We start from the raw sequence: 21,867 nt of genomic DNA, 5'->3' as shown, positions 1-21,867 counted from the left end.
AATAATTTACCTAATTGTATGACGGGGCAGCCGAAATGGCAATACTGAATTTGAGGTATAAACATGATCCCCCCTAGATGACACTTGACCCCGGCTGATCTTAGCCGGGGTCCTTTTTTTTGACCTGCTGCTACTGCTGGCGGTTCATGGAGAGGCAGCAAGCTGCTCCAGGTATTTCTTGGGCGTGATCTGATAGGTCCGTTTGAACATGCGGATGAAATAGCTGGTCTCCATACCCAGCATATCCGCGGTTTTGCCGACAGTAATCCCGGGATACCCCTCCAGCAGTTGAACGGCTCTGCGCATTCGGAGCTGAAGCAGATACTGCTGCGGGGTAACGCCATAGCTTTCGATAAAGAGACGGTGGAAGTGCTGAACCGAATAACCCGCCGCCCGGGCAACGTTGGCGAGCAGCAGGCGTTCGTTGTAGTGGTCATGCATCAGCTGAACGGCCGTCTGCAGGCCGGGATTGAGCTGGCCGGCAGCGACCGCTGCCTTGAATGTCTTTTTTCCGCTCATTTGATCTTCCAGCAAGGTTAGAAGCATCTCGTACATTTTACGTGAGGCTTCCCAGTATGCCTGTTCTCCGTTCAGACTGATCAGATGCCAGAGCGACTCCAGCTGCTTCCAGAGCGTCCCGAAGCCCGGCGCATGCATTCGGGTCAACAGCAGCCCGCTCATCTGCTCAAGCAGCGCCGCCGAGGCGCCTCCCCGGAAAGCGACGAACCCCAGATCCCACATCTCGCCGGAGCTGTCCGGGAAATAGGCATGTTTCACATTCGCAGGAATCAGCAGCGCCGTTCCCGGCGTAAGCGCCAGGTCAGGCCGCCCCTCGATGCGAAAGATTCCGGTTCCGCTCCGGCACAGAAACAGCTGATGAGCCGGATATCCGTCGGAGCGGTCCAGATGCCGCTGCTCATGGCTCCCGACGCAGCAGACGTACAGAGGAAGTACGGATTCCAGATTGGCGGACTCGGCCAGAAGGAATGGCATCATAAGATAAACCTCCATGTTAAGATCGGACGATTATTAGCGGCTTCTATTCTATGATTATACGCGGGATTCAGTCTATGATCAAAAGGAAATAAGCGAATACGACTAAATTTGAAGGAGCGCACGCCATGATCCATTACCTGAATGCCGATATTGAACCGAAGGCAATCCGGCCTTCCACTCTGCGCCTTGGGGGACGAAGCCCGAAGGGAGATGAAATTGGATTCACCAATTATTACATGCAGCTGAACGGAGCGCCCTATTTCGGAATTTGTGGAGAGTTTCATTATTCCCGCTATCCGAACGAAGAGTGGGAGACCGAAATCCGCAAGATGAAAATGTCCGGGGTCAATATTTTGGCGACTTATATATTCTGGAACCATCATGAGGAGAACGAAGGCATCTATGACTGGACGGGAGACCTTAATCTCAGACGGTTCGTGGAGTTGTGCGGCGACTGTGGCCTATACGTCATTCTGCGTGTCGGCCCTTTCTGCCATGGCGAGGTCCGAAACGGGGGACTCCCGGACTGGTTGTTCGGCAGAACCTTCGACGTGCGCTCGAACGATGACGGCTATCTGGAGCATGTCCGCCGTCTGTACGCGGAGATTGGCCGGGAGACGGCCGGCCTGATGTTCGGAGACGGCGGCCCGGTCATCGGAATTCAGCTGGAGAATGAATTCAACGCTGCTTCCGCCTTATGGGAGCTGACTGCCAAGCAGGGCGACGAATATTTGAGCGGCGGAAGCGGGGGAGAGGAGCATATTCGCAATCTCAAGAATCTGGCGTTCGAAGCAGGGCTTCGGACGCCGCTCTACACTTGTACGGGCTGGGGCGGCGCTCCGATTCCCGAGGACGAAGTGCTTCCGCTGTATGGCGGATACGCCTATACCCCCTGGAGCGTTAATCTGGAGAATCCTGATCAACGCCCCACCCGGGAGTATCTGTTCGTGAATTATCATAACGAGGAATCGGTGATTCCAGAGTTCACGCCCAAGTACCCGAAGACCAAGTATCCTTTCGCCTGCTGCGAGATGGGCGGGGGTATGCAGACCTGGTATTTGTCACGCTTCCGGGTCGAACCGGAAAGTGTGAAGGCCATGAGCCTGATGAAGATCGCCGGCGGCTGCAATTTTGTCGGCTATTACATGTTTCACGGCGGCACGAATCCGGTATCACAGACTGGCTACCTCAATGAAAGCACCACGCCCCGGATCACCTATGACTTTCAGGCGCCGATCGGTGAATTCGGGCAGATTCGGGAATCCAATCATGGAATCCGCAGCCTGCACTATTTCCTGCAATCCTTCGGAAGCAGTCTTGCTCCGATGGCGACGGTGCTGCCAGAGGGAGCGGACGAGATCGGGCCGGAGAATACGGAAGACCTGCGTTATGCGGTCCGTACGGATGGAAGGTCGGGTTTTCTGTTCATCAACAACTATCAGGATCATGTAGAGATGAAGGAGCATCGGGAAGTGTCATTCTCCATCTCGCTGAATGACGAGACTCTTGTGTTCCCTCACAGAACCACAATGACCGTTGGACAGAACGTCTCCTGCATGCTGCCGTTCCGCTTCCGGATGCCCGGCTTGCAGCTCCGGTATGCAACAGCCGAGCCGGTAACGGTCCTGGAACATGGAGAGCAGCCTGCGTATTTCTTCCGGATGGCGGAGGGCATCGACGCCGAGCTCCGGCTGGAAGCGGACGGAGTCGCTCGCATCGAGATGGACAAGGGCAGCCTGTTCCGGGAAGAAGACGGCAGCTTCAGCCTGGTAGTTCCGCAAGGAACCTCGTCGCATATTACGATTAAGCGTACAGATGGAGGCAAGGTATGTCTGTATGTCATGACTCCCGAGGAAGCCGACGGTTTATGGCTGCTGGAGCAGGACGGTGTCCGGCGCGTATTGTTCAGCTCCGTGCCCCTTGTCCCCGCGGCCAAGCAGGGGCTCGAATTCCATAGCCTGGGACGGACTGAATTCGAATTTCGCGAGTACGTGCCGGAGGGCGCTTCTCTGCCGGTCTGGACGATGGAAGCCGGAGATGTCGCTGTCCCTGTAAACGCCATGCGGAAAGGCCGATTCGTTGCTTGCGGGATCAAGTTTTCGGCTTACGAACCCAGACTTGCGATTGAACGCATTCACGACCACAAGCTCCTTGTCACGGTGGAGCCGGAGACAGCGGAAGGAGTAACGGATCTCATACTGTCTGTCGATTATACGGGGAATGTCGGCTATGCCTTCTCGAAGGGCAGGCTGTTTCATGATCATTTCTATGACGGGACTCCCTGGGAGATCGGGCTTTCGCGGTTCAGGGATAAGCTGTCACTGGGAGAAATCGTGCTGGAGACGACGCCTCTCCGCCGGGGCGTTACAACCGTGGATACGGGAGCGGCAATGGCGATCAAGCAGCGGTTTAAAGGGGAAGCGTCGGCCGTATTTCACAGCGTAACCGCAACGCCCCTCTACAAGATTCGCTTGAACATCCGGTGAATGATGCGGCGGAAAGCGGGCATCCGGAACCAAATGGGGAATCCGCCTATATACTGTATGAAAAAAAGGAGATCATCCCATGTACGGTTATTCCCCGATTTATTCTTCATATGGGTATGTGGCGGCTCGCAGTTGCCCATGGCCGCGCTCCAAGGTAGAGCTGAACCAGAAGTTCCGGGCCCTCTGGGCGCAGCATATTTACTGGACCCGTCTCGCGGTCAACAGTATTGCTGGCAGCCTGCCGGATTTACAGCCGACGTTAAACCGCCTTCTTCGAAACCCGGATGATTTTGCGGCTGTGCTGACACCTTTCTATGGCACGGCCAACGCCTCCGAGTTCGCCAGATTGTTTCGGGAGCATCTCACAATTGCGGCGGAACTTGTGCAATTGCTGAAAGCCGGCAATACCCAGGCTGCGGCGGATGCCCAGAAGCGATGGTATGCCAACGCGGATGCCATCGCTGTCTTTCTGGCCAGAATCAATCCGTTCTGGTCCCAGAAGGAATGGCAGCGCATGATGTATGAGCATTTGAAGCTGCTTACCGAAGAAGTGGCCGCAAGGCTTTCGGGAAATTACACGGAGAATGTCGCGACCAACGACCGCATTGAGCCGCAGGCCTATGAAATGGCCGATGTGATGACTGAAGGCGTTGTTCGTCAGTTCCCGTCGGCATTCCAAGTCTGAGGCTAACCCACGGAAGCAAGGGAAGCAAGTATTCAGGAAACTTTCAACTTGTTCTCATGCTGTTTTAAGCTCGGGAGATTATAGTAATCTCATACCCCCTAGATGACACTTGACCCTGCCGGATTGTCCGGCAGGGTCCTTTTTTTAACTTATTCCAGACTCCAGATCCCAATGCCTGCCGCCCGCGCCTTTCGTTCAACGTCCCGGAACCGTTCCTCGTACTTCACATCAGGCGGAAACACGGCGACACGCGCCAGGCCCTTCTCCAGCAGCAGCTCATTGACCATCTCTTCCCCGATATAGGCATAGGCGAGCAGGCGGCCGTAACGATCCCGTTCGGATTGATCGAACTCAAGCGTAACCTGCTTGCCTTGCAGAAGCTTCCTCGTGAAGGTTGAAGCCTCCGGTCCGAACGGCTCTTCAGGAGACATTTCGGGCGTGTCGATCAGAATCAGCCGCACCTTCTCCTTCGAGCCGTCGTCCAGCCTGACAGTGAACGTGTCGCCGTCCGTAACCGAGACAACCTTCGCTTCCTAGCTGGGCATATCGCTTAAGATATAGGTATCCAGGATCTCGTAATCTCGCTGCTGCTGCGGTTCCCGTTCGGACCAAGCGGCCAGCCCTAGCAGCACGATTGCGATCAGCCCCACAAGAAGTCGCATCGGTTTGGATTTCAACATTCTGGCAGACACTCCCCTGCTGATCGGTTCCTTGCGTTTCATTTCCTGATTACCCAGTTTGCCGCGCAGTGCTTGGCATATGCTATGTTGAATCACATTAAGAAGGAGGAATTGTTCATGTGTGAAAACTCGAACAACGTCGCTGGTGCGGGCTACGGTGGATGGACCTCGACAACGACAATTCTGGTTCTGTTCATTCTTCTGGTGATCGTCTCCCGTACCTTCTTATACTGATTTTCGCCGCCTGTGCATGGAGCTCTGCCGGTATAACACCGGCAGTTTTTTTATTGATCCCGGCTTTTGCCCCGCATTTCTTTACCGTTATGCCCATACAGCAAGACACAGATAGTCATATGCTGAGGTGTATCTAACATTAAGGAGGGTTTCGATCATGGGTGGATACTGCGGCGGCGAAGTAGGCGGAGCTAATGTGGGGCCGGCTTACTGTCCAATGACATCGACTAATGCCATTCTGGTTCTGTTCATTCTTCTGGTTATTATAACAAAGTCCTTCTGGGTTTAAAATGAAGTCACTGCCAGCCCCTCCCGGCCGGGAGGGGCTGGTTCATTGTGGCATGCCCAGCTGAGTTGGACGAGCCCGATGCGCGAAGTGATTGGCACTTTTCCGTAAAGGGGTAGATATCGTCATGCCGATTAATACTAGCGGATGGAATCTGGCTATCGCTGGCGGAGGAATTGTAGGTGGGCCTCGCTGGAAGTTCTGGGCGTTCAGTCGTTTCCGGCAGCGCTGCTGATTCTGCTCCTTATTGCGTTGATGGTCGCGTGGAGTGCGAGGAAAATTGGCCTTCCTGGAAAGCAATGAATGGCAAGTCCTGATAAGCAATAGAGCATGTGGACTGGGTATGGTCGTTCTTGCCAAATGTTTTTTCACTACACCCAGTCACTGAAGGCGATCACGCATATCCTGTGATATATCCACTATAAAGGAGGAAATGACGATGGGTGAAGCTTGTGGTGCAGGTGTAGGCGGTTACGGTGGTTTTACTTCGACTACTGCCATTCTGGTACTGTTCATTTTGCTGGTAATCATCACTAAAGCTTTCTGTCTGTAGTACTTTTTAGCTGAGCTTTATTCGTGGAGATAGGTGGTTGAAGCTCCCTTTAACAAGGGGTTCGCAGATTTCATCATCGGGGAGGGCTTGAATATGGGTTCATATTGCGGCGATGGCGGAGAAGTAGGCGGAGCAAATACAGGACCGGCTTATTGTCCAATGACTTCGACTGCTGCTATCCTGGTGCTCTTTATCCTGCTTGTTATCATCACTAAAGCCTTCTGGGTCTAACTTAACGCAGACAGCCCTTCCAAAGATTATTTTGGAGGGGCTGCTGCATGTTTAGAGGGCCTTAGCAGGAGTATGGCCGGATAAAGGCAGGTTATGGGAAAATAAATTCAACCCGGGTTCCGTCCGGGTACTTCTCAAGCTGATTGCCGATCCAGCTGCCCGCTCCGCGGTTGTCGGCCGGCTTTATGTATGCGATGTCCGCACCAGAGCCGCCTTCTTTGCACATGGCCATAGGCCATTCGTCGCGGTCATAGCGTTTTTTGGCGGGAACGCCTTTGAGCGACTCCTTGCGGTTCTCCTCGGCTCCATCGCGGTCGATCGTACAGACATTGGGTTCTCCGCGTTTAATTGCCTTCTGAATATGATTTGCGGTCTCCGGATACTCGTCCGAGGGGAACAACAGCTTCACAACCGCCGTACCCGGCGGTTCCGGCTCCTGGACGATCCAGCCGTTCCTTTCGGCCAGATAAGCCAGCGCGAACAGCAGCAAAATAAGGAGAAGCAGGTTCGGGTTTCGTTTCTTTTTTCGTTTGCGCACTTTCCAGCTCCTTCTTGCAGAGGTATCTTTTCCATTATAATCGCTCGGAGCAGGCGCAGGGTAGAAAATTCCCGATTTTTTTTGTTGCGCAAACGGGCAATCTTCTCTATGCTTTTATAGCAGGAGGGATCATAGAGATGAGAAGAACCTTACTGGCCGGCGCGGTCGCGGCGGTCGTGTTGCTTAGTGCCTGCGGCGGCAAATCACAACCCGAGTATTCGCAGGAAGATACGAAAGAGTACGTCCAGAATTTCTATAATGAAGTCTCGGCCCTTGACGAGAGCTCTAAATCATCGCTGGATGATTTTAATAAAGCACTGTCCTCTTATTCGGCGGGAACCTTGTCGGCAGATGATCTGGAGAAGGCGATCAAGAAATTTCAGGATACGTCATCCGATCTGGCGGACAAGGCCAAGAAGGTCAAGGTGTCGTCCCGCTTCCCCGATGAGATCGAAAAGATGCTGATTGAAGCCAAGGACTCCTTCGAAAAAGCGTACAAGATCAAAAAAGAAGCATCCGAAAGCGCGGATTCCCCGAACGTTACGGCTGAACAGTTCGACCAGATGAACAAGAACGCCGATATCGTGATGCTGTACGGCATCTCCAAGCTCAATCAGGCCAGGGAAGCGACCGGACTGCTGAGTGATCAGAAAGCCGATTAACATCTGTATCAAAACCTGTCAGGGCGCTGCGGCGCACATGCCGCCGGCGTCTTTTTGACATGTAAAGATGAAATTGGCTTTCGGGATTATGCACAAGTGCCTGAATCCGCTTCGGCTCAAAGCCCGGCTGTGCGGGAATATTCTCAAAGGATATTCTCCGGTAAGCGCCCGTCGTCTGATGACGCCGCCAGGCGTTTATCCTTATGTCATTTTTTCCTTGTTGATGAAATGGCATTGATGCGGATATAATACAAACATACGTTCCCGTAATATGAAGGAGGCGAATTCCTTGGGCAAGAAACTCGAGGGAAACGGACTATGGGAGAGCAGCCGGATGATGCTGCCCGAGCATAAAAGACGGATACTGGAGGAACAGAAAGAGACGCTCCGGCGGGAGCGTCCTGTGCTGGACGATCAGAAGCGGGAAGAAATGGAGAGGCTGCTGACCCTGTCGCTGCGGGAGCATGTGCGGGTTAACCTTGTCCTGTTCGACCCGTTCGAGAATGTGACGCTGAGCGGCTTCGTCACCTCGATCCATGCCCACACCCGGGAAATCAAGCTTCAGTGGTCGGGCGAATGGAGATGGATCGGTCTTGACCATATTGTGGAGGTGCAGCCTAGCTAACTCAGGCCACTGCCTGTTCAGGCCTGGTGTCCCTCTTTCTGCTCGTAAGCGATGAGGGTAACCGGGCTTCCGGTCAGCCGGGCGATGTCGGCTTCGGCGCTGCGGATAATTTCGATCGCTTCTTCCCGTTCTTCAAGGGTTGCCACCTGATACCGGTCGCTGTGGATGTCCATGGATATACCTCCTTTCTTCGGATAGTGTGCTCTGTGCCGCGCGGATTCATGCGAATTTCCTGTATAGAGAATCAGGTGCCGGGGGAAGCTAACAGCGACTAACCCATACAGGAGGGACTTACCTTTGAAAAAGCTAATGGCAACTCTTGCTTGCAGCGCTGTTCTGTCGATGAGTCTGGCTGGTGTTGGCTATGCTGAAAGTGTGGCGACAGTTGATGGTACTACTGGCGTCTACACCAATGATGGCTTGACCGGCAATGTGAATCGGGGCTATACCACATCTTACCCGACGGGCACATACACCAACGATCATACGATGACAGGAACGAACCGCGCCGGTCACACGGTAACTCCGCTGAACACAACCAATACCCGCACCGGCACATACCGCGCCACCAGCACGGCGACCACTACCCGCGGTTCGAACTGGGGCTGGCTCGGTCTGCTTGGCTTGTTCGGTCTGGTCGGCATGCGCAGCAGAACTGGTGACAGAACGACGCCTAGCGGCGACCGCCGGTAACTCACGCGATACTACAGACATGGCCCGTACAGGCGGCAGCGCCGGTGCGGGTTATTCTGTGTCCGGGCGCCGTCCAAATTTTTTGTCGAATGTGCGGAATAGGACAGTGACTTTTTCCCCTAAATCTTCTATAGTGTCCATAGCAGGCTCGCGGTTATGCGCCGGCTTCGAAGGGAGACATTAGACGATGAAGATTTCCGTATTTTACGATCATGCACTGACTGCAAGCGGACAGACGGGACTTTCCATTCAAGAGGTGCTGAAGCAGGTGAAGGCGTATGGGATTGAGGGTGTCGAGCTGGATTTCGATCAAGCAAGCGCCGATCCGGAAGCGATCCGAAGCACACTGGAGGAAGCGAGCTTGACGGTTGCTTGTGTATACGCTTTCTTTGAATTTGGAGAGCAGCCCCAGACCGAACGAGCCCACCGCTTCATTGAGACGGCTGCATTCCTGGGAGCGATCAAGGTGCTGGCCATTCCCGGATTTATCGAAGAAACAGCCGGAGCGGAGGAACGGAATCAGGCGCTGCTGCGGATGGCTGAAAGTCTGCGCGAAATGTGCCGGTATGCATCGGACCGGGGCATAACCTTAACGATGGAGGATTTCGACGACAGCAGGGCGCCATTCTCAGTCTCGGATGAACTGCTGTGGTTTCTGGAGCAGGTTCCGGAGCTGGGCTGCACCTTCGATACAGGTAATTTCAAATACCGTGGCGAGGACGAGCTGGCAGCTTACGAGAAGCTTAAAGACCGAATCGTTCATGTTCACTGCAAAGACCGCTCGCTGGACAATCCCGAGGCGGGCGCGCCCAAGATGGCGGCGGACGGCACTCCGCTGTATCCTTCTCCGATGGGCTCGGGCTGCATCCCGATTGCAGAGGTTGTCGGCAGACTCGTCAAGAGCGGATATGACGGCGTCTATGCCATTGAGCATTTCGACGCTTCCAATCAGCTGCTGTTCATGAAACGGTCGGCAGACTGGCTCCGTTCCGTACTCGGAACGCCAAGCGTATAAGGAACGGGAACGCCATAAAAAATGGATTGCGTCTTTCCAAGAACCATGCTATGATATTTCTTGTCGCGCTACGCGGCGCTACTATGCATCATCCCATGCCGGGGTGGCGGAATTGGCAGACGCACAGGACTTAAAATCCTGCGGTAGGTGACTACCGTACCGGTTCGATCCCGGTCCTCGGCATCCATATGTTAAAGCGAAATCCCTTGATACCATAAGGGATTTTTCTTTTTGTCCGAGAGGATTTTTGATTCGACAAACAAGAGCTTAATATGCGTCTTTTTTGGCATTGGGGACGGATTGGGGGCGAACCTTCGGATCAAATTTATCTAGCTGCGATATGGTGCGCTTACTGAGTTTTTTTGTAACGTGCGCATAAGTGTCACTCGTTACCTGTGATGTTGAGTGGCGAAGTCGATGCTGTATTTCTTTGATTGTTGCTCCGCTCCCCATAAGGTATGTCGCATTCGTGTGTCTCAGCCCATGTAAGGATACGTCTCGGAATCCGTTACGCTCACACCACTCCTTCCAGCGCTGAGTCGGCGTCGTATGGTAATATGGTTTGCCAAATCCAGAATGGAATACAAAGTTACGTTCACCGCCCTCCCACTTATCTCGAATCTTCATTTTAAGCTTTTTTAAATCCCTTACATGAGCGGCTAGCTCGTCCATATACCAGGCGGGCATATCAACATAATCATTCGATGCCGAGTTTTTGGTATCTGTGATAATCGCTTCTCCATTCTCGGTCCGAGAAATATTCTCGTCGATCCGCAAGCGATTACCTTCAAAGTCGCAATCCTCGATCTGAAGTGCAATTAACTCACCACGACGGAAGCCTCCTAAAATGGCTGCAAGGAAATATAACCTCCATACAGATTTCGTTGAAAGCAGTGTATGAATAACCTGCTCGGCTTCATCTTCCTCAAAGTAATTCTGACGATCACGTCTTGCCTTCAAGTCTGCTTTGCTGATTTGAGGCCTTTTTACACCGGCCAACGGATTTTTTTCAAGTACTCGCCATTCCATCGCTCGCTTGAACACGCTCATTGTCACATCGTAAATGTACTGTATCGTCCGCGACGAGATGGTATCTTTCTTCGTACGTTTGTCGATGCGTGCACCAGGCTTACGGAGGTCGTTAAAGAGCGTAACGAGTTTCATTGTCGTGATCGCCTCTATTTGTAGATGCCCAATAGCTGGCAATACATAGTTCTCGATCTTCGAACAGTGGGAAGGAAGAGTAGTAGGTCCAAGCTCAACTTCGGCGTATTTAGGTTTCCACTCCTCTCTGTAGAATTTCTCAAAAGTCATCTTTGAAGGGACAACGTACTCTCCGCTTAACACCTTTTGTTTAAACACAGCCAACTCATCTTCTAAATACTCACGCAATCGTTTCGTCGTTTTAAGTAAGGCATCATCCTCGACGGTGACCGTTTTCCGTGGTCGATTGCGGCTGCCGTCGGCATTCAATCCAAGATCCACGGTCAGCCGCCAAGTGCGTTCCCCTCTCTTCTCAATGCTTCCCTTAGCCATAAGATTCCCCTCCTTTTTTGCGAATGTATGTTCGGTTTTGAGTTATATTTAAACAGCCTTGCGGCTGGAAAGCACGAAGGTTAGATATTATTCGAAAATTTCTATGACGCCCAGCGGATCAAGGCGTATGTAGTATCTATCTTGATACGGCACCAGCAGTCCGTATTTATCCCGATAACGATCGATGGCGGCCTGAAGGAATTCCTCAGTCACGTTCAGAAAGTTTGCGATTTCATGTCGTCCTTTAAGCCGTGCCTTATGGGCCTGTATTATCGCCGAGAGGGGGACGAGTTCCTCATAGGCCCATTGTCGGGCACGCAGCTCCTGCTTTCGATTACGAACGTCTTTCTGATCCAGAATGTTGCCAGCGGATGTTTCGTAGTGGCCAATTTCCTCGGCTAGCACGCACCGTTTCTCATCGGCAGGCAGGCCTTTCCTGATCCATACAATACCATCCTTATACAAACCTTTCAGGCTTCCCTTTAACTCAACCTCATAGACTTCAACGGCTCTGGTGTCAGCCTTGGCTAATAGGGTTTCGTAGTTCAAGCAGCGTTCACTCCCCGGTGCGATGGCCTCGTTTCATTTTGACAAACTCCTTGAAACGCTTGATTTCTTCTAGTTCCTCCTCAGTCCAATCTTCTCCGTCGTGGTGCGCGGCAATAGTCTCATCAAGGTCTTCATTCTCGAATTCTTCTTCCGTATCCGCGAAAGCTTCTTCTGGAGTTAGGACAGGCCCATCATACGCAGGTGGCTCTTGACGAGCTAATGCCGATCGCAAAGTAGCGGGTTTCATTTTGAGAGCGTTAGCAATCCGCTCAACTGCCGCATAATCGTCAGAGTCAGGCATTATATCATCGATGTTTAATATAAAGTCTTTTCTAACGCCAGCTTTATTCGCCAAATCATCTAGGGTAAGACCCGCCATCTCGGATTCGAACTCGATCAAGGAGCGAACAGAATTACCGGTCAAGTAGTCGACAGAAACGCCGAAATAATCTGCGATTGCATTCAGCGTCTCAATCTGCGGGTTTTTTGTTGTGCCGTCCATAATTTTTATAAGTGTTGTGTATGGCACCTTGGTTAGCTTTGCGAGTTTATACCGAGTCAGCCCCTTTTCTTCTATTAGGGATTTAAGTCTATCCGCTATTTCATTCACCTGATATTCCACTTGAGTAAACCTCCTATTACTTTTTAAAGTACTACCTTATGAGGTAATAATATAACGGTATTCGGTGATAAGTCAAGCATAGGCGAGAATAAATGAGATAATAACCGATTTAATACCGTATACGGTAAATTACAAGGGTGGCTAAAACTTACCGTATACGGTAGTATTGTTTTCAGGAGGTGAGCAACATGGGATTGGCAGTAAAAAATAATGTTGACCGGCTTCTCAAAGAAAAGGGATGGACCCGTTACCGCTTGAGCAAAGAGAGTGGCGTTACGATGTCGGTGATTTACCAATTAGGCGAGAAAGAGTCCGGACCTACCGCTGACAAGCTGTTGAAAATCGCTAATGCATTGGGCTGTACCGTTGATGAGTTGGTAAGGCCTGTGGAAGAAAGCGAGGTGTGCAAATGACGGCTCTTGAGAAAGCCATCGCCGACATTGTGGCCGTGCACGTCGCAGAAGCGGAGAATCGGATCATGGAGCGGATGGCTGTGGCATCAGACCGGACGTTGACGGTCCCTGAAGCGTGTGAGTACCTCTCCATGAGCGACTATACTCTCCGGCAACTTTGCAAGGCCAAACGCATTCCGCATCGGACAGTAGGTGCGGATGGCAGTAAGAATCCGCGTTATCTCTTCAGCACCGTGAGCCTTGACCGCTGGAAGCGGGAAGAGGAAGCACGGAATTACCGCTCATCTGGCCAATGACAGAAACGTCAAAATCCGCAGTAAATCCGTAGCGCAGGCGTAATGAATCGCGGATATGCTTATCTCGAAACAGAAAGGAGCGACCAAATGAACAATTCTTCCATAATCCTCGACGAATGTGAACCTGAACGCTTTCGAGATTTGCTTCGGGAACTGCACCAGCTTAATGCTGAATGCTCCATTGAAATCACTCGCGGTTCCGATCCATTCACCTATTGGAGCGGGAAAGCCAGCAATCCGGACTTGGCGAAGTTTCCGGACGGCAGCCTCTGCATCGCGTTCGAGATCGGGACAGTGAGTCTTGAATTGGACGAGGCGTACATGTACTGCTTCCACCAATCGGATGCTCAGACCATTCTCTGCGCTGGTATCCGACCAGAAACCGACGACGGCTCGTCGTCTTACGCCATCTGGATTAATGCCAATCATTAGAAAGGAGATGCAGAATGACCCAATTACAGATCATCAACCATGCTGGTCATCGTGTGCTGTTGACCGCTCATCTGGCCGAGTCTTTTGGCGCAGAATCAAAAATCATCACGAACAACTTTTCACGAAACAAAGAACGGTATACCGAAGGTAAGCACTATTTTGAGCTTCGCGGACTGGATTTAGAGGACTTCAAAACCGCACATCAAATTGATGCCACCCTAAAATTTGCTTCTATTCTCTACCTCTGGACCGAAAAAGGCGCGTGGATGCACGCCAAATCATTGAACACGGACAAGGCTTGGGAAGCTTACGAAATGCTCGTAGACGATTATTACAGCGTCAAGCTCAACACCGCCGCGCTGTCCCCGGAGCTTCAAATGTTCAGTCAGATATTTAACTCTGTCGCTCAAATGGAACTGGCTACTGCAGAACAGGCGAAGCGCCTGGACGCCGTGGAACAGCGAGTAGAGCAGACCAATGAGATTCTGGCCCTGAATCCACTGGACGGCCGGAAGAAGGTCACGGCGCTGCTGAACAAGATTGCTCAGTCTCTCGGCGGTGGCAGCTCGTATCAGGATGTTCGTTCTGACAGCTATAAGCATCTTGAAGAGCGGGCGCGCTGCGATTTGTCGAAGCGGGTCACGAATAAGAAGCAGCGCCTCTCCTTGGAGGGAACGGCTAAGTCGAAGGTGGACAAGATCAGTAAGCTGGATGTGATTTTCGACGATGCTCGGCTGACTGAAGTCTACTTCGCCATCGTGAAAGAAATGGCCGTTCAGAACCGGATTGATCCGGGCATGGCAGAGGGGGCGTAACCATGGAACTGTCAACGCAAGACCACCTGGCCCTCGCCAAATGGCATCTGGACCAAGCGATCGAAGCCGAACTGGCAGCACACCGGGTCAAGCACCTGGGCAAGCCCGGAGCCGCGCGGTACGAGATCGTCGAGACGCTGTCCGCTATATCAAAGGAGGATGCCGGCCATGCAAGCCAGTTCCAGTATTCTGATGCCGGCTGAGGTGACAACACGGCGCCTTGAGCTCCGGCGGCTCCGGTGGCGCCTCACAAACGGCCGGGTAGTCATTCCTATGGAGCTGCGCCGTACCCTTGGGATCGGGGAGAAGGACGGGCTGGAAATCTTCGTGGATGGTCAGCGGATCATTCTCCAGAAATACGCGCCGGGGTGCATGTTCTGTGAGGAGACGGGCCCGGGGATGGCGCATTTGTTCGGGAAGCTGGTTTGCCCGGAATGCATCGCAAAGATCAAGCAGCTCTATGACAAAAATGCCCATCGTTAAACTATCTGAACGTGTTCGTTGCGGCGTCTGCGGCCATATGGTCAACGTCCGATTGATCAGAGAATGGAACGATCATCAAGTCTGTGTTTCATGCATTCATTCTATATTATCCGAGGAGGACCATCATGCCAGTACAAATTAACATTACCGGCGGCGACGCCGCTGAAGCCGTCAAAGAGCTCACGACCTTGCAGTCGTTCATGTCTGCTAAAGTCGAGAAAGCACCCGTTTCCGCTACCCCTGTAACTCCTGCAGCACCTGCTCCTGAGATCGGACAGACTCCGCATTACGCGGGTCAGCAGCCTGCTCCACAGTCTCCTGCAGCTCCATCCTATGGGCAAGCTCCTGCACCTACCTATCAACCGCCGCAAGCTCCGGCGCCGCAGCCGCCGACCGGTGCAGTACCGACATCCGCTCCGGCTTATACGCTGGATCAGCTCGGTGTCGCTGCTCAGCCACTTATCGATGCAGGACAAGGACCCGCTCTGCTTGGGTGGATTGGCCAGCGCGGCGCACAGGCGCTGACGCAGCTTAACCCGCAGTATTACGGCGACTTTGCGACGTTCCTTCGTTCCCTGGGGGCGCGGATCTAATGGCAGCGGGCGAGATTGCACATGCAGAGCGGGCACATGCCCTGCTCTCGGCCAGCGGGGCACACCGCTGGCTGCACTGCCCGCCGAGCGCCCGGCTGGAGGCGACTTTGCCGGACACGGAGAGCGAGGCCGCCAAGCGCGGTACACTCGCCCATGAGATAGCGGAGCTGAAGCTGCAGAAAGCCTTCTTCGGGCTGGCGACCAGGAAGTATAATACCGAGCTAAAGAAGAAACAGAAGCATGATCTGTACGAGCCGATCATCGAGGAGCACACGAACGCTTACCTGGACTACATTCAGAGCATCGTTCATGCCTTCCCGACCCCGCCGCATATCGCGGTAGAACGGAAGCTGGACCTGACCGAATACGTGCCGGAGGGCTTTGGCACAAGTGACTGCATCATCATCGGTGCTGGTCGGCTGCACATCATCGACTACAAGAATGGTTCCGGCGTGCCGGTGCCTGCTGAGGAGAACCCGCAGATGATGATATATGCGCTGGGCGCCTACAAAGCATTTTCGATGTGGTTCCCTATCACAGAGGTTCATGTGGCGATTGTGCAGCCGAAAGTCTGGGATACGCCGTCCGAATGGTCGCTGCCCGTAGCGGATCTACTGGCCTGGGGTGAGTCAATCAAGCCGATTGCGCAGCAAGCGTATAACGGCGAGGGCGATTTTCTGATGGGCGACCATTGTAAATTCTGCCGGGCGAATGGCCGCTGTTCCGCTCAAATCGCGTCAATTTTCGAAAACGCGAAAACGCCGCCTCCACAACCACCGCCGCTATCAAGCTGGGAGGATTTCGGGGAAGCCATTAAGGCCGCCGGACCTATTGCGACCTGGCTTGAAAAAGCGAAGAAATTAGCTTTGGCCGAAGCTCTTCGCGGAGGGACTGTTCCTGGCTGGAAAGCTGTCGAGGGCCGCGGCAAACGTGATTATGTTGATCTGGACAAGGCCTTCTCTCATTTGAAGGCTAACGGCATTGACGAATCGGTGCTCTATAATAGAGAGCCTCTGACTCCGCCACAACTCGAAGATGCGCTGACCAGGAAGGTCTATAAGGAACTGCTGGAGGACACCGGCCATGTGGAAAAGCGGACAGGAGCGCCGACACTCGCGCCGGACAGCGACAAGCGTCCGGCCATCACCAATCAGGTTAAACCGGAGGACGTGTTCGGCACGCCGCCGGAGCAATCATAAATTACATTGCGAAGAGGAGAACTGACAAATGACAACTGAGACAGCAGTAACCACCGGGGAAGTAAGACTGAGCTTTGTGAATCTGTTTACTCCGCGGGCCAATCAGCCCGGGCAGGAGCCGAAATATAGCACAACCATTCTGATCCCGAAATCGGACGCTGCAACGATGCAGCGAATCAGTGCGGCCATCGAAGCAGCAGCCCAGAAGGGAACAACGAGCATCTGGAACGGGGCGCGTCCTCCACAATTGGCTAATCCGATTCATGATGGTGACGGACTGCGTCCGAACGGTGAAGCCTTCGGCCCTGAATGCAGAGGTCATTGGGTGCTGACGGCCAGCAGCAAGCAGCAGCAGGCTGTCGTCGCGCAGGACATGAGCCCAATCATCGACCAGACGCGTGTGTATTCTGGCGTATATGGCCGGGTCAATATCAATTTCTTCCCTTATCTCAACAGCGGTAAGAAGGGTATCGGCGCTGGCCTTGGACCGGTGCAGATCCTCCGCGAGGGTGAGCCGCTTGGAGGCCGCGTAACGGCAGAGCAAGCATTTGGCGGGAATGGAGGTGGCGTGGGCTATGCTCCTGCACCGGCTCCGCAGGGCTGGGAACAGGCCGCTCCTTCGCAATATGGTCAAGCTCCACAGCAACCCCAGTACGGTCAGCAGCCAACAGCGCCGCCAGCGTATCCGCAGCAGGGCTATGGCCAAGCACCGGCTCCGCAATATGGACAAGCCCCGCAGCAGTACGGTCAGCAGCCGGGGTATGGCCAAGCTCCTGCGCCTCAATATGGCCAGCAACCTCCTGCTCAGCCTCCGCAGCAGCAGATTGACCCGATCACCGGCAAACCTCTGGGTGGCGGCGTATGGGGGATCTGACTTGGCACCTCTCGATCGACATCGAGACATTCAGCTCCATCGACATCAAGAAAGCGGGACTGTACAGATATGTGCAGTCCCCTGATTTTCAGATTCTACTATTTGCCTATTCGTGGGACAGCGGCCCGGTGCAGATCGTCGATCTGGTGCAAGGTGAGCAGGTACCAAGCGAAGTTATCCAAGCGCTCAGCGATCCGAACGTCATCAAACACGCATATAACGCGGCGTTTGAATGGTACTCCCTTAGCAAGTTCTGGCCCACTCCGCTGGAGCATTGGCGCTGCACGATGGTTCATGGTCTTTACTGCGGATACCCTTCAGGCCTCGGCAAGGTGGGTGAGGCGCTAGGCTTACCGCAAGACAAGAAGAAAATGGGTGTAGGCGGCTCGCTGATTCGGACATTCTGTGTACCGATCAAGAAGCCGGCTAAGGCGAATGGCTATCGGACTCGAACGCTGCCGCACCACGAGCCCGAGAAGTGGCAAACATTTAAGCAGTACTGCATAAACGACGTTGTGGCCGAAATGGAGATCCTTCGCCGGCTATCACCTTTTTCGGTACCAGATTTAGAATGGCAGCTCTGGCAGCTTGACCAACGGATCAATGCCAGGGGCATTGCCTGTGACCTTCAGCTTGTCGAGGGCGCGCTGGCCGTGGACGAGCAGATCACGGCAGAGCTGACGGCCGAGGCGGTGCAGCTCTCTGGCCTTGATAACCCGAAGTCGGTTCAGCAGCTCAAGAAATGGCTGGCCGAGGAGATCGGCGAAGAGGTTGAGGACCTTCGAAAGGACACCGTATCCGGACTGATCGAGACTGTGGAGCCAGGCAAGGCCAAGCGTGTTCTGGAGATTCGCCGGGAGCTATCGAAGACAAGCACCAAGAAGTATGTGGCCATGCGGACGGTCGCCTGTGAGGACGGTAGGGTGCGAGGGCTGCTCCAGTTCTACGGCGCGAACCGTACCGGGCGATGGGCGGGCCGGTTGGTACAGGTGCATAACTTGCCTAAGAACAAGATGGAGACGCTCGAATATGCCCGGCAGCTCGTCCGGGATCGGCGAGTGGACATGCTCAAGTTTGTCTATGGGAACGTGCCCGATACACTCTCTCAGCTGATCCGGACTGCATTTGTAGCTCCGACAGGCAAGAAGCTCCTTGTCGCCGACTTCTCGGCGATCGAGGCGCGGGTTATCGCCTGGCTAGCGGATGAACGGTGGCGGCTGGATGTGTTTGCGACACACGGCAAGATTTACGAGGCCTCGGCATCTGCAATGTTCGGCGTGCCCCTCGAAGATGTGGACAAGGACCTTCGGCAGAAGGGCAAGGTCGCGGAGCTGGCGCTGGGCTACCAGGGCGCAGCCGGTGCGCTGATCGCTATGGGCGCTCTTGATATGGGACTGCAGGAAGAGGAGCTTCCGGAAATCGTGCTGCGGTGGCGGAATGCGAATCGCCGAATCTGCGATCTGTGGTTTGCCTTCGAGCGGGCGGCGATTGAAGTTATGGAGACCGGTATGCCGGTTGGTGTCCGGGGCGTCATCTTCGCCCGGGAAAGCCACCACGGCAATGGCCTGGACTTCTTCACCATTCAGCTCCCTTCGGGACGGAAGCTCTATTATGTAGAGCCGCGCCTGGCGCAGAACGACTTCGGCAAGCAGGCGCTGCACTACATGGGTCCTGACCAAAAGACCGGCAAGTGGTCGCTGATATCCACATATGGCGGAAAGCTTGTCGAGAACGTGGTGCAGGCAATCGCTCGGGACTGCTTGGCCGTAACGCTGTTACGGGCCGAGCAGGCCGGTTACGGCACCGTCCTGCACGTACACGACGAACTGGGGATTGAGTCGGATCGGCCAGAGGAACTGGACAAGGTGCTGGCGCTTATGGCCGATCCGATTTCATGGGCGCCGGGGCTACCGCTCAAGGGTGCAGGCTTTGTAACGGACTTTTATATGAAGGATTGATACGAATGGATATTGCAATAAACCAAAAAGCTCAGGAAGCCCTGAACCGTTTAGCGGCGATGCCAGGAATGGCTGCTGTTAAAGATCAAGTGGAGCAGATGGTGCAGTATAGCCGAATTGCAGCGCTCCGAAAGCAAAATCGACTGAAGGCGCAACCGCAGTCGAATCATATGGTATTCACGGGAAACCCAGGAACGGGGAAGACAACGGCTGCGCGGCTGATCGGCGAGGCCTTCGCTGAGATTGGGCTGCTGAAACGATCAGGCTCTACAGTTCCTTTCGTTGAAATCAGCAATTCTAACGTCGCACATCCGCATGTGGGACAATCCGAGAAGATAATCGGTGATAAGTTCAAACAGGCAAAAGGCGGTGTGCTGTTCATCGACGAGGCCTATTCATTGATCGGTCATGCCGCTCATAACTCGGACATGAAGAATATTGCGGCGATTGTTCAGTACATGGAAGATATGCGCGACGAGGTTGTGGTGATCGCTGCAGGTTATCCGAAGGACATGGTCAAGTTTCTGAATTTCAATACAGGCTTAGCTTCTCGGTTTCCTACGACAATCCATTTTCCGGACTACAGCGTGCAGGAGCTTGTGCAGATCGCTCAGCAGATGCTCCAAGAGCAGGAGTATGTTGCGGCACCTGATTACTTGGATGCTTTGGCCAGCGTGATGTGGATCGAGAAGGGCCGGCCAAACTTCGGCAATGCTCGCACTGTTAGAAACCATGTTGAGAGGTCCATTCGTAAGCAATCTGTTCGCGTTTCGAGGCTGACTCAGCCTTCCCGCAAAGACCTTGCAACACTGACGTCTCAGGACCTTGTCCACTCCGTGAGCGATGTGAGAAGCACGGAGAAAGCAGCCTTGTTGTCTACTATAAGCGCGGCGCAAAGTCGATTGATGCAATTGGACCTGATGGAAATTCTGAAACGAAATTGAGGTGATTTAGGTATGCAGCAGACCGACCTTATCGCTGCTGAGCTGATTGAACGACTAAAGCGTGAGGGTTTTATCGTACAGCGATATGACAGCGTCACGACGAGCAGTGTCTATTTGAAGCTGGATTATGGCGTGGCCAATAGCATTCGAATAGGAGATCACCGGGGGAAGAAGCAGTACAAGTACCGATACAACATAGACATTGGGCGGAAGCAGATTAACCGGCACACCACGGGAGAAGGTTGGCCGCGCTGGTATTACCCGGAGACAGAGTTGGATTCGCTGTTCCGGGACCTGCTACGGGAAAGGGAACGAATTAAGCAGAGGTTCGGACCCGATCAATATTGGGCCCTGATGGCCCAGAAGCAATTTGAGAATCGGGGAAACAAAGGCTTTTGGAGAAGTGCGAAGTTAGTGTGATGAGGAGTGATCTTCGTGGGTCAGCGATTTATACGCGGGGCGCTGGCTCCGCATCCGGATGACGCGATTGATGGCATAACCTATGACTGTGGAGGTCGAATGCAATATCATCCAGACTTTCACTTTAGTCATGGGAAGCCCTTTAGCCAGGATGATCTTGAGTACCTTTGCACCTTTTACGGCATCGATGATGCCCGAACTATTTCTTTTGCGCTTGGAAAGACAGAGCATGTCTGCCGAGTCAAATATGCTTCGCTCAAGAAGGCGGGGCTGCTCGAATATTACCGGAATAGCTACAAACGAAAATTGGAGGCGAATTGATGTGAGATATACGCATGTAGTTGTGAAAATCGAAGATATTGACAAGCTGCCGGAGGAGCAGATGCAGAAGATGTACGGCCTGCTCAACCTGGTCAATGCCGAACGTGAGAAGCAGGGTAAGTCGATTAACCAGTACGCCATCGTGAATCTGGATGAGCCGTATGCCGGCGAGGTTGTCGAGATCATGAAGCGCAACGGGCATTGGGACGACTGCAATCCGGTTGTTCTGAAGCGAGGTCAGGCCATTAACGATTTGGTCAAGGAAGCACACAATAACGCCGTCAGCAAAGGCTGGTGGGACGAGGACCGCAGTTTTGGGGAGATTATCGCGTTGATCCACAGCGAAGCATCGGAGGCGCTGGAAGATTATCGGTCAGGCATGCAGCCGGCAGATTTCCGCTACGAGGAGAAGACGGAGGACGGGTTACTGGTTACGCATGTCAGACAGAAGTCGGTTTACTGGAAGCCTGTCGGCATCCCGTCCGAACTGGCAGACATCGTGATCCGAGTCATGGACGCCTGCGGGCGGTATGACATCGACCTGGAGCGGGCGATCGCCGAGAAGATGGCCTACAACGCCACGCGGCCGCTGCGGCACGGTGGGAAAGTATTGTGACTGACGATCCGTTCTTTAGCGATATCCCTTGGGACATTATCACAGACGACAGCGGACGAGTGATCGGAGAGGTCTATCTGACGCTCCCTTCCTCGCCGCCAAGGAGGCGACA

The 21,867-nt window shown here is 53.6% G+C and carries 31 protein-coding genes, 1 tRNA gene and 2 pseudogenes; 25 read left to right on the top strand and 9 right to left on the bottom strand.

Annotation, left to right across the window (positions count from 1 at the left end; genetic code table 11):
• Nucleotides 1-144: 144 nt before the first annotated feature.
• A complete protein-coding gene (locus KIH86_RS18015; protein ID WP_223082150.1) occupies nucleotides 145-996 on the bottom strand; it encodes an AraC family transcriptional regulator in 852 nt (283 codons plus the stop codon).
• A 125-nt stretch (nucleotides 997-1,121) separates the two neighbouring features.
• Between KIH86_RS18015 and KIH86_RS18010 the strand changes: the two genes are divergently transcribed.
• Both KIH86_RS18010 and KIH86_RS18005 read left to right on the top strand, forming a co-directional pair.
• Nucleotides 1,122-3,482, top strand: a complete 2,361-nt coding sequence (locus KIH86_RS18010) for a beta-galactosidase (protein WP_223082152.1) — start codon at nucleotides 1,122-1,124, stop codon at nucleotides 3,480-3,482.
• A gap of 79 nt (nucleotides 3,483-3,561) precedes the next feature.
• Nucleotides 3,562-4,167, top strand: coding sequence for an acetylglutamate kinase (locus tag KIH86_RS18005; protein ID WP_223082154.1), 606 nt, complete (start codon nucleotides 3,562-3,564; stop codon nucleotides 4,165-4,167).
• Nucleotides 4,168-4,316: 149 nt separating this feature from the next.
• Here the strand turns inward: KIH86_RS18005 and KIH86_RS18000 are convergent, their stop codons facing one another.
• Both KIH86_RS18000 and KIH86_RS29865 read right to left on the bottom strand, forming a co-directional pair.
• Nucleotides 4,317-4,598, bottom strand: coding sequence for a thermonuclease family protein (locus KIH86_RS18000; protein ID WP_235775470.1), 282 nt, complete (start codon nucleotides 4,596-4,598; stop codon nucleotides 4,317-4,319).
• A gap of 102 nt (nucleotides 4,599-4,700) precedes the next feature.
• Nucleotides 4,701-4,829, bottom strand: coding sequence for a hypothetical protein (locus tag KIH86_RS29865; RefSeq protein ID WP_268964198.1), 129 nt, complete (start codon nucleotides 4,827-4,829; stop codon nucleotides 4,701-4,703).
• Between the two features lie 135 nt (nucleotides 4,830-4,964).
• Here KIH86_RS29865 and KIH86_RS17995 point away from each other — a divergent pair, with 135 nt between their 5' ends.
• The 4 genes from KIH86_RS17995 (at nucleotide 4,965) to KIH86_RS17985 (ending at nucleotide 6,151) form a co-directional block, all read left to right on the top strand.
• Entirely contained in the window at nucleotides 4,965-5,081 is a 117-nt protein-coding gene (locus KIH86_RS17995; RefSeq protein ID WP_223082159.1) for a YjcZ family sporulation protein, read from the top strand.
• A gap of 157 nt (nucleotides 5,082-5,238) precedes the next feature.
• Nucleotides 5,239-5,370 (top strand): hypothetical protein, encoded by a 132-nt coding sequence (locus KIH86_RS29860; RefSeq protein WP_262416363.1) that lies wholly within the window; start codon nucleotides 5,239-5,241, stop codon nucleotides 5,368-5,370.
• A 436-nt stretch (nucleotides 5,371-5,806) separates the two neighbouring features.
• A complete protein-coding gene (locus KIH86_RS17990) occupies nucleotides 5,807-5,920 on the top strand; it encodes a YjcZ family sporulation protein (protein WP_223082161.1) in 114 nt (37 codons plus the stop codon).
• A 93-nt stretch (nucleotides 5,921-6,013) separates the two neighbouring features.
• Nucleotides 6,014-6,151, top strand: a complete 138-nt coding sequence (locus KIH86_RS17985) for a YjcZ family sporulation protein (protein WP_223082163.1) — start codon at nucleotides 6,014-6,016, stop codon at nucleotides 6,149-6,151.
• A 91-nt stretch (nucleotides 6,152-6,242) separates the two neighbouring features.
• Here the strand turns inward: KIH86_RS17985 and KIH86_RS17980 are convergent, their stop codons facing one another.
• On the bottom strand, nucleotides 6,243-6,689 hold the full coding sequence (locus KIH86_RS17980; RefSeq protein ID WP_316503132.1) for a NucA/NucB deoxyribonuclease domain-containing protein: 447 nt from the start codon (nucleotides 6,687-6,689) through the stop codon (nucleotides 6,243-6,245).
• A 137-nt stretch (nucleotides 6,690-6,826) separates the two neighbouring features.
• On the opposite strand from KIH86_RS17980, the gene KIH86_RS17975 reads away from it, so the two are divergent.
• Both KIH86_RS17975 and KIH86_RS17970 read left to right on the top strand, forming a co-directional pair.
• The gene (locus tag KIH86_RS17975; RefSeq protein WP_223082166.1) at nucleotides 6,827-7,351 is read left to right on the top strand and encodes a hypothetical protein; all 525 of its coding nucleotides are present in this window, start codon (nucleotides 6,827-6,829) and stop codon (nucleotides 7,349-7,351) included.
• Nucleotides 7,352-7,640: 289 nt separating this feature from the next.
• Nucleotides 7,641-7,976 (top strand): YolD-like family protein, encoded by a 336-nt coding sequence (locus tag KIH86_RS17970; protein WP_235775469.1) that lies wholly within the window; start codon nucleotides 7,641-7,643, stop codon nucleotides 7,974-7,976.
• A gap of 17 nt (nucleotides 7,977-7,993) precedes the next feature.
• Here KIH86_RS17970 and KIH86_RS17965 read toward each other — a convergent pair whose 3' ends face one another.
• Nucleotides 7,994-8,149: a hypothetical protein gene (locus tag KIH86_RS17965; RefSeq protein WP_223082171.1), complete on the bottom strand. Its 156-nt coding sequence runs from the start codon at nucleotides 8,147-8,149 to the stop codon at nucleotides 7,994-7,996.
• A gap of 124 nt (nucleotides 8,150-8,273) precedes the next feature.
• Between KIH86_RS17965 and KIH86_RS17960 the strand changes: the two genes are divergently transcribed.
• The 3 genes from KIH86_RS17960 to KIH86_RS17950 all read left to right on the top strand — a co-directional run bounded on the left by KIH86_RS17960 (nucleotide 8,274) and on the right by KIH86_RS17950 (nucleotide 9,867).
• Entirely contained in the window at nucleotides 8,274-8,669 is a 396-nt protein-coding gene (locus tag KIH86_RS17960; protein WP_223082173.1) for a WGxxGxxG family protein, read from the top strand.
• A 187-nt stretch (nucleotides 8,670-8,856) separates the two neighbouring features.
• Nucleotides 8,857-9,684, top strand: coding sequence for a sugar phosphate isomerase/epimerase family protein (locus KIH86_RS17955; RefSeq protein ID WP_223082175.1), 828 nt, complete (start codon nucleotides 8,857-8,859; stop codon nucleotides 9,682-9,684).
• 97 nt (nucleotides 9,685-9,781) lie between these two features.
• Nucleotides 9,782-9,867 (top strand) — tRNA-Leu (locus KIH86_RS17950).
• 84 nt (nucleotides 9,868-9,951) lie between these two features.
• Here KIH86_RS17950 and KIH86_RS17945 read toward each other — a convergent pair.
• From KIH86_RS17945 to KIH86_RS30155, 4 genes and pseudogenes are all read right to left on the bottom strand, one after another.
• Nucleotides 9,952-11,220: a tyrosine-type recombinase/integrase gene (locus KIH86_RS17945; protein ID WP_223082179.1), complete on the bottom strand. Its 1,269-nt coding sequence runs from the start codon at nucleotides 11,218-11,220 to the stop codon at nucleotides 9,952-9,954.
• Nucleotides 11,221-11,307: 87 nt separating this feature from the next.
• Nucleotides 11,308-11,769, bottom strand: a complete 462-nt coding sequence (locus KIH86_RS17940; RefSeq protein WP_223082181.1) for an ImmA/IrrE family metallo-endopeptidase — start codon at nucleotides 11,767-11,769, stop codon at nucleotides 11,308-11,310.
• 7 nt (nucleotides 11,770-11,776) lie between these two features.
• Nucleotides 11,777-11,890 (bottom strand): annotated as a pseudogene (locus KIH86_RS30160) (helix-turn-helix domain-containing protein); the annotation flags it as partial.
• 312 nt (nucleotides 11,891-12,202) lie between these two features.
• A pseudogene (locus KIH86_RS30155) lies at nucleotides 12,203-12,379 on the bottom strand (helix-turn-helix domain-containing protein); the annotation flags it as partial.
• 200 nt (nucleotides 12,380-12,579) lie between these two features.
• Here KIH86_RS30155 and KIH86_RS17930 point away from each other — a divergent pair.
• From KIH86_RS17930 to KIH86_RS17865, 14 genes are all read left to right on the top strand, one after another.
• Complete coding sequence (locus KIH86_RS17930) at nucleotides 12,580-12,804, top strand: helix-turn-helix domain-containing protein (protein ID WP_223082185.1); 225 nt, start codon at nucleotides 12,580-12,582, stop codon at nucleotides 12,802-12,804.
• Nucleotides 12,801-13,100 (top strand): helix-turn-helix domain-containing protein, encoded by a 300-nt coding sequence (locus KIH86_RS17925; RefSeq protein WP_223082187.1) that lies wholly within the window; start codon nucleotides 12,801-12,803, stop codon nucleotides 13,098-13,100. The genes KIH86_RS17930 and KIH86_RS17925 overlap by 4 nt, the downstream gene beginning before the upstream one ends.
• Nucleotides 13,101-13,187: 87 nt before the next feature.
• Nucleotides 13,188-13,532 carry a hypothetical protein gene (locus KIH86_RS17920; protein ID WP_223082190.1) on the top strand — a complete coding sequence of 115 codons (345 nt, stop codon included), beginning with the start codon at nucleotides 13,188-13,190 and terminating at the stop codon, nucleotides 13,530-13,532.
• Between the two features lie 14 nt (nucleotides 13,533-13,546).
• Nucleotides 13,547-14,347, top strand: coding sequence for an ORF6N domain-containing protein (locus KIH86_RS17915; protein ID WP_223082193.1), 801 nt, complete (start codon nucleotides 13,547-13,549; stop codon nucleotides 14,345-14,347).
• Nucleotides 14,348-14,349: 2 nt separating this feature from the next.
• Nucleotides 14,350-14,550 carry a hypothetical protein gene (locus tag KIH86_RS17910; protein ID WP_223082194.1) on the top strand — a complete coding sequence of 67 codons (201 nt, stop codon included), beginning with the start codon at nucleotides 14,350-14,352 and terminating at the stop codon, nucleotides 14,548-14,550.
• Nucleotides 14,516-14,830, top strand: coding sequence for an AbrB/MazE/SpoVT family DNA-binding domain-containing protein (locus tag KIH86_RS17905; RefSeq protein WP_235775468.1), 315 nt, complete (start codon nucleotides 14,516-14,518; stop codon nucleotides 14,828-14,830). Before KIH86_RS17910 ends, KIH86_RS17905 begins: the two co-directional genes overlap by 35 nt.
• A 125-nt stretch (nucleotides 14,831-14,955) precedes the next feature.
• Nucleotides 14,956-15,423 carry a hypothetical protein gene (locus KIH86_RS17900; protein WP_223082196.1) on the top strand — a complete coding sequence of 156 codons (468 nt, stop codon included), beginning with the start codon at nucleotides 14,956-14,958 and terminating at the stop codon, nucleotides 15,421-15,423.
• Complete coding sequence (locus KIH86_RS17895; RefSeq protein WP_223082199.1) at nucleotides 15,423-16,622, top strand: DUF2800 domain-containing protein; 1,200 nt, start codon at nucleotides 15,423-15,425, stop codon at nucleotides 16,620-16,622. Before KIH86_RS17900 ends, KIH86_RS17895 begins: the two co-directional genes overlap by 1 nt.
• Before the next feature lie 28 nt (nucleotides 16,623-16,650).
• A complete protein-coding gene (locus KIH86_RS17890) occupies nucleotides 16,651-17,496 on the top strand; it encodes a DUF2815 family protein (protein ID WP_223082201.1) in 846 nt (281 codons plus the stop codon).
• Nucleotides 17,484-19,454, top strand: a complete 1,971-nt coding sequence (locus tag KIH86_RS17885; protein ID WP_223082204.1) for a DNA polymerase — start codon at nucleotides 17,484-17,486, stop codon at nucleotides 19,452-19,454. Before KIH86_RS17890 ends, KIH86_RS17885 begins: the two co-directional genes overlap by 13 nt.
• Nucleotides 19,455-19,459: 5 nt before the next feature.
• The gene (locus KIH86_RS17880; RefSeq protein WP_223082207.1) at nucleotides 19,460-20,398 is read left to right on the top strand and encodes an AAA family ATPase; all 939 of its coding nucleotides are present in this window, start codon (nucleotides 19,460-19,462) and stop codon (nucleotides 20,396-20,398) included.
• Nucleotides 20,399-20,410: 12 nt separating this feature from the next.
• On the top strand, nucleotides 20,411-20,818 hold the full coding sequence (locus KIH86_RS17875) for a hypothetical protein (RefSeq protein ID WP_223082210.1): 408 nt from the start codon (nucleotides 20,411-20,413) through the stop codon (nucleotides 20,816-20,818).
• 15 nt (nucleotides 20,819-20,833) lie between these two features.
• The gene (locus KIH86_RS17870) at nucleotides 20,834-21,139 is read left to right on the top strand and encodes a DNA-entry nuclease (RefSeq protein ID WP_223082212.1); all 306 of its coding nucleotides are present in this window, start codon (nucleotides 20,834-20,836) and stop codon (nucleotides 21,137-21,139) included.
• A gap of 184 nt (nucleotides 21,140-21,323) precedes the next feature.
• The gene (locus tag KIH86_RS17865; protein WP_223082502.1) at nucleotides 21,324-21,755 is read left to right on the top strand and encodes a nucleoside triphosphate pyrophosphohydrolase family protein; all 432 of its coding nucleotides are present in this window, start codon (nucleotides 21,324-21,326) and stop codon (nucleotides 21,753-21,755) included.
• Nucleotides 21,756-21,867: the final 112 nt, after the last annotated feature.

Origin of the sequence: Paenibacillus sinensis, from assembly GCF_019904155.1 — a bacterium.
Taxonomy (GTDB): domain Bacteria; phylum Bacillota; class Bacilli; order Paenibacillales; family Paenibacillaceae; genus Paenibacillus_AQ; species Paenibacillus_AQ sinensis.
This window is presented reverse-complemented; position numbering and strand designations above follow the sequence as displayed.

Bases quoted from the DNA above. Each gene is read 5' to 3' on its own strand.
- KIH86_RS18015 (WP_223082150.1), bottom strand. From the start codon at position 996: ATGATGCCATTCCTTCTGGCCGAGTCCGCCAATCTGGAATCCGTACTT.
- KIH86_RS18010 (WP_223082152.1), top strand. From the start codon at position 1,122: ATGATCCATTACCTGAATGCCGATATTGAACCGAAGGCAATCCGGCCT.
- KIH86_RS18005 (WP_223082154.1), top strand. From the start codon at position 3,562: ATGTACGGTTATTCCCCGATTTATTCTTCATATGGGTATGTGGCGGCT.
- KIH86_RS18000 (WP_235775470.1), bottom strand. From the start codon at position 4,598: ATGTCTCCTGAAGAGCCGTTCGGACCGGAGGCTTCAACCTTCACGAGG.
- KIH86_RS29865 (WP_268964198.1), bottom strand. From the start codon at position 4,829: ATGCGACTTCTTGTGGGGCTGATCGCAATCGTGCTGCTAGGGCTGGCC.
- KIH86_RS17995 (WP_223082159.1), top strand. From the start codon at position 4,965: ATGTGTGAAAACTCGAACAACGTCGCTGGTGCGGGCTACGGTGGATGG.
- KIH86_RS29860 (WP_262416363.1), top strand. From the start codon at position 5,239: ATGGGTGGATACTGCGGCGGCGAAGTAGGCGGAGCTAATGTGGGGCCG.
- KIH86_RS17990 (WP_223082161.1), top strand. From the start codon at position 5,807: ATGGGTGAAGCTTGTGGTGCAGGTGTAGGCGGTTACGGTGGTTTTACT.
- KIH86_RS17985 (WP_223082163.1), top strand. From the start codon at position 6,014: ATGGGTTCATATTGCGGCGATGGCGGAGAAGTAGGCGGAGCAAATACA.
- KIH86_RS17975 (WP_223082166.1), top strand. From the start codon at position 6,827: ATGAGAAGAACCTTACTGGCCGGCGCGGTCGCGGCGGTCGTGTTGCTT.
- KIH86_RS17965 (WP_223082171.1), bottom strand. From the start codon at position 8,149: ATGGACATCCACAGCGACCGGTATCAGGTGGCAACCCTTGAAGAACGG.
- KIH86_RS17955 (WP_223082175.1), top strand. From the start codon at position 8,857: ATGAAGATTTCCGTATTTTACGATCATGCACTGACTGCAAGCGGACAG.
- KIH86_RS17945 (WP_223082179.1), bottom strand. From the start codon at position 11,220: ATGGCTAAGGGAAGCATTGAGAAGAGAGGGGAACGCACTTGGCGGCTG.
- KIH86_RS17930 (WP_223082185.1), top strand. From the start codon at position 12,580: ATGGGATTGGCAGTAAAAAATAATGTTGACCGGCTTCTCAAAGAAAAG.
- KIH86_RS17925 (WP_223082187.1), top strand. From the start codon at position 12,801: ATGACGGCTCTTGAGAAAGCCATCGCCGACATTGTGGCCGTGCACGTC.
- KIH86_RS17920 (WP_223082190.1), top strand. From the start codon at position 13,188: ATGAACAATTCTTCCATAATCCTCGACGAATGTGAACCTGAACGCTTT.
- KIH86_RS17915 (WP_223082193.1), top strand. From the start codon at position 13,547: ATGACCCAATTACAGATCATCAACCATGCTGGTCATCGTGTGCTGTTG.
- KIH86_RS17910 (WP_223082194.1), top strand. From the start codon at position 14,350: ATGGAACTGTCAACGCAAGACCACCTGGCCCTCGCCAAATGGCATCTG.
- KIH86_RS17905 (WP_235775468.1), top strand. From the start codon at position 14,516: ATGCAAGCCAGTTCCAGTATTCTGATGCCGGCTGAGGTGACAACACGG.
- KIH86_RS17900 (WP_223082196.1), top strand. From the start codon at position 14,956: ATGCCAGTACAAATTAACATTACCGGCGGCGACGCCGCTGAAGCCGTC.
- KIH86_RS17895 (WP_223082199.1), top strand. From the start codon at position 15,423: ATGGCAGCGGGCGAGATTGCACATGCAGAGCGGGCACATGCCCTGCTC.
- KIH86_RS17890 (WP_223082201.1), top strand. From the start codon at position 16,651: ATGACAACTGAGACAGCAGTAACCACCGGGGAAGTAAGACTGAGCTTT.
- KIH86_RS17885 (WP_223082204.1), top strand. From the start codon at position 17,484: ATGGGGGATCTGACTTGGCACCTCTCGATCGACATCGAGACATTCAGC.
- KIH86_RS17880 (WP_223082207.1), top strand. From the start codon at position 19,460: ATGGATATTGCAATAAACCAAAAAGCTCAGGAAGCCCTGAACCGTTTA.
- KIH86_RS17875 (WP_223082210.1), top strand. From the start codon at position 20,411: ATGCAGCAGACCGACCTTATCGCTGCTGAGCTGATTGAACGACTAAAG.
- KIH86_RS17865 (WP_223082502.1), top strand. From the start codon at position 21,324: ATGAAGCGCAACGGGCATTGGGACGACTGCAATCCGGTTGTTCTGAAG.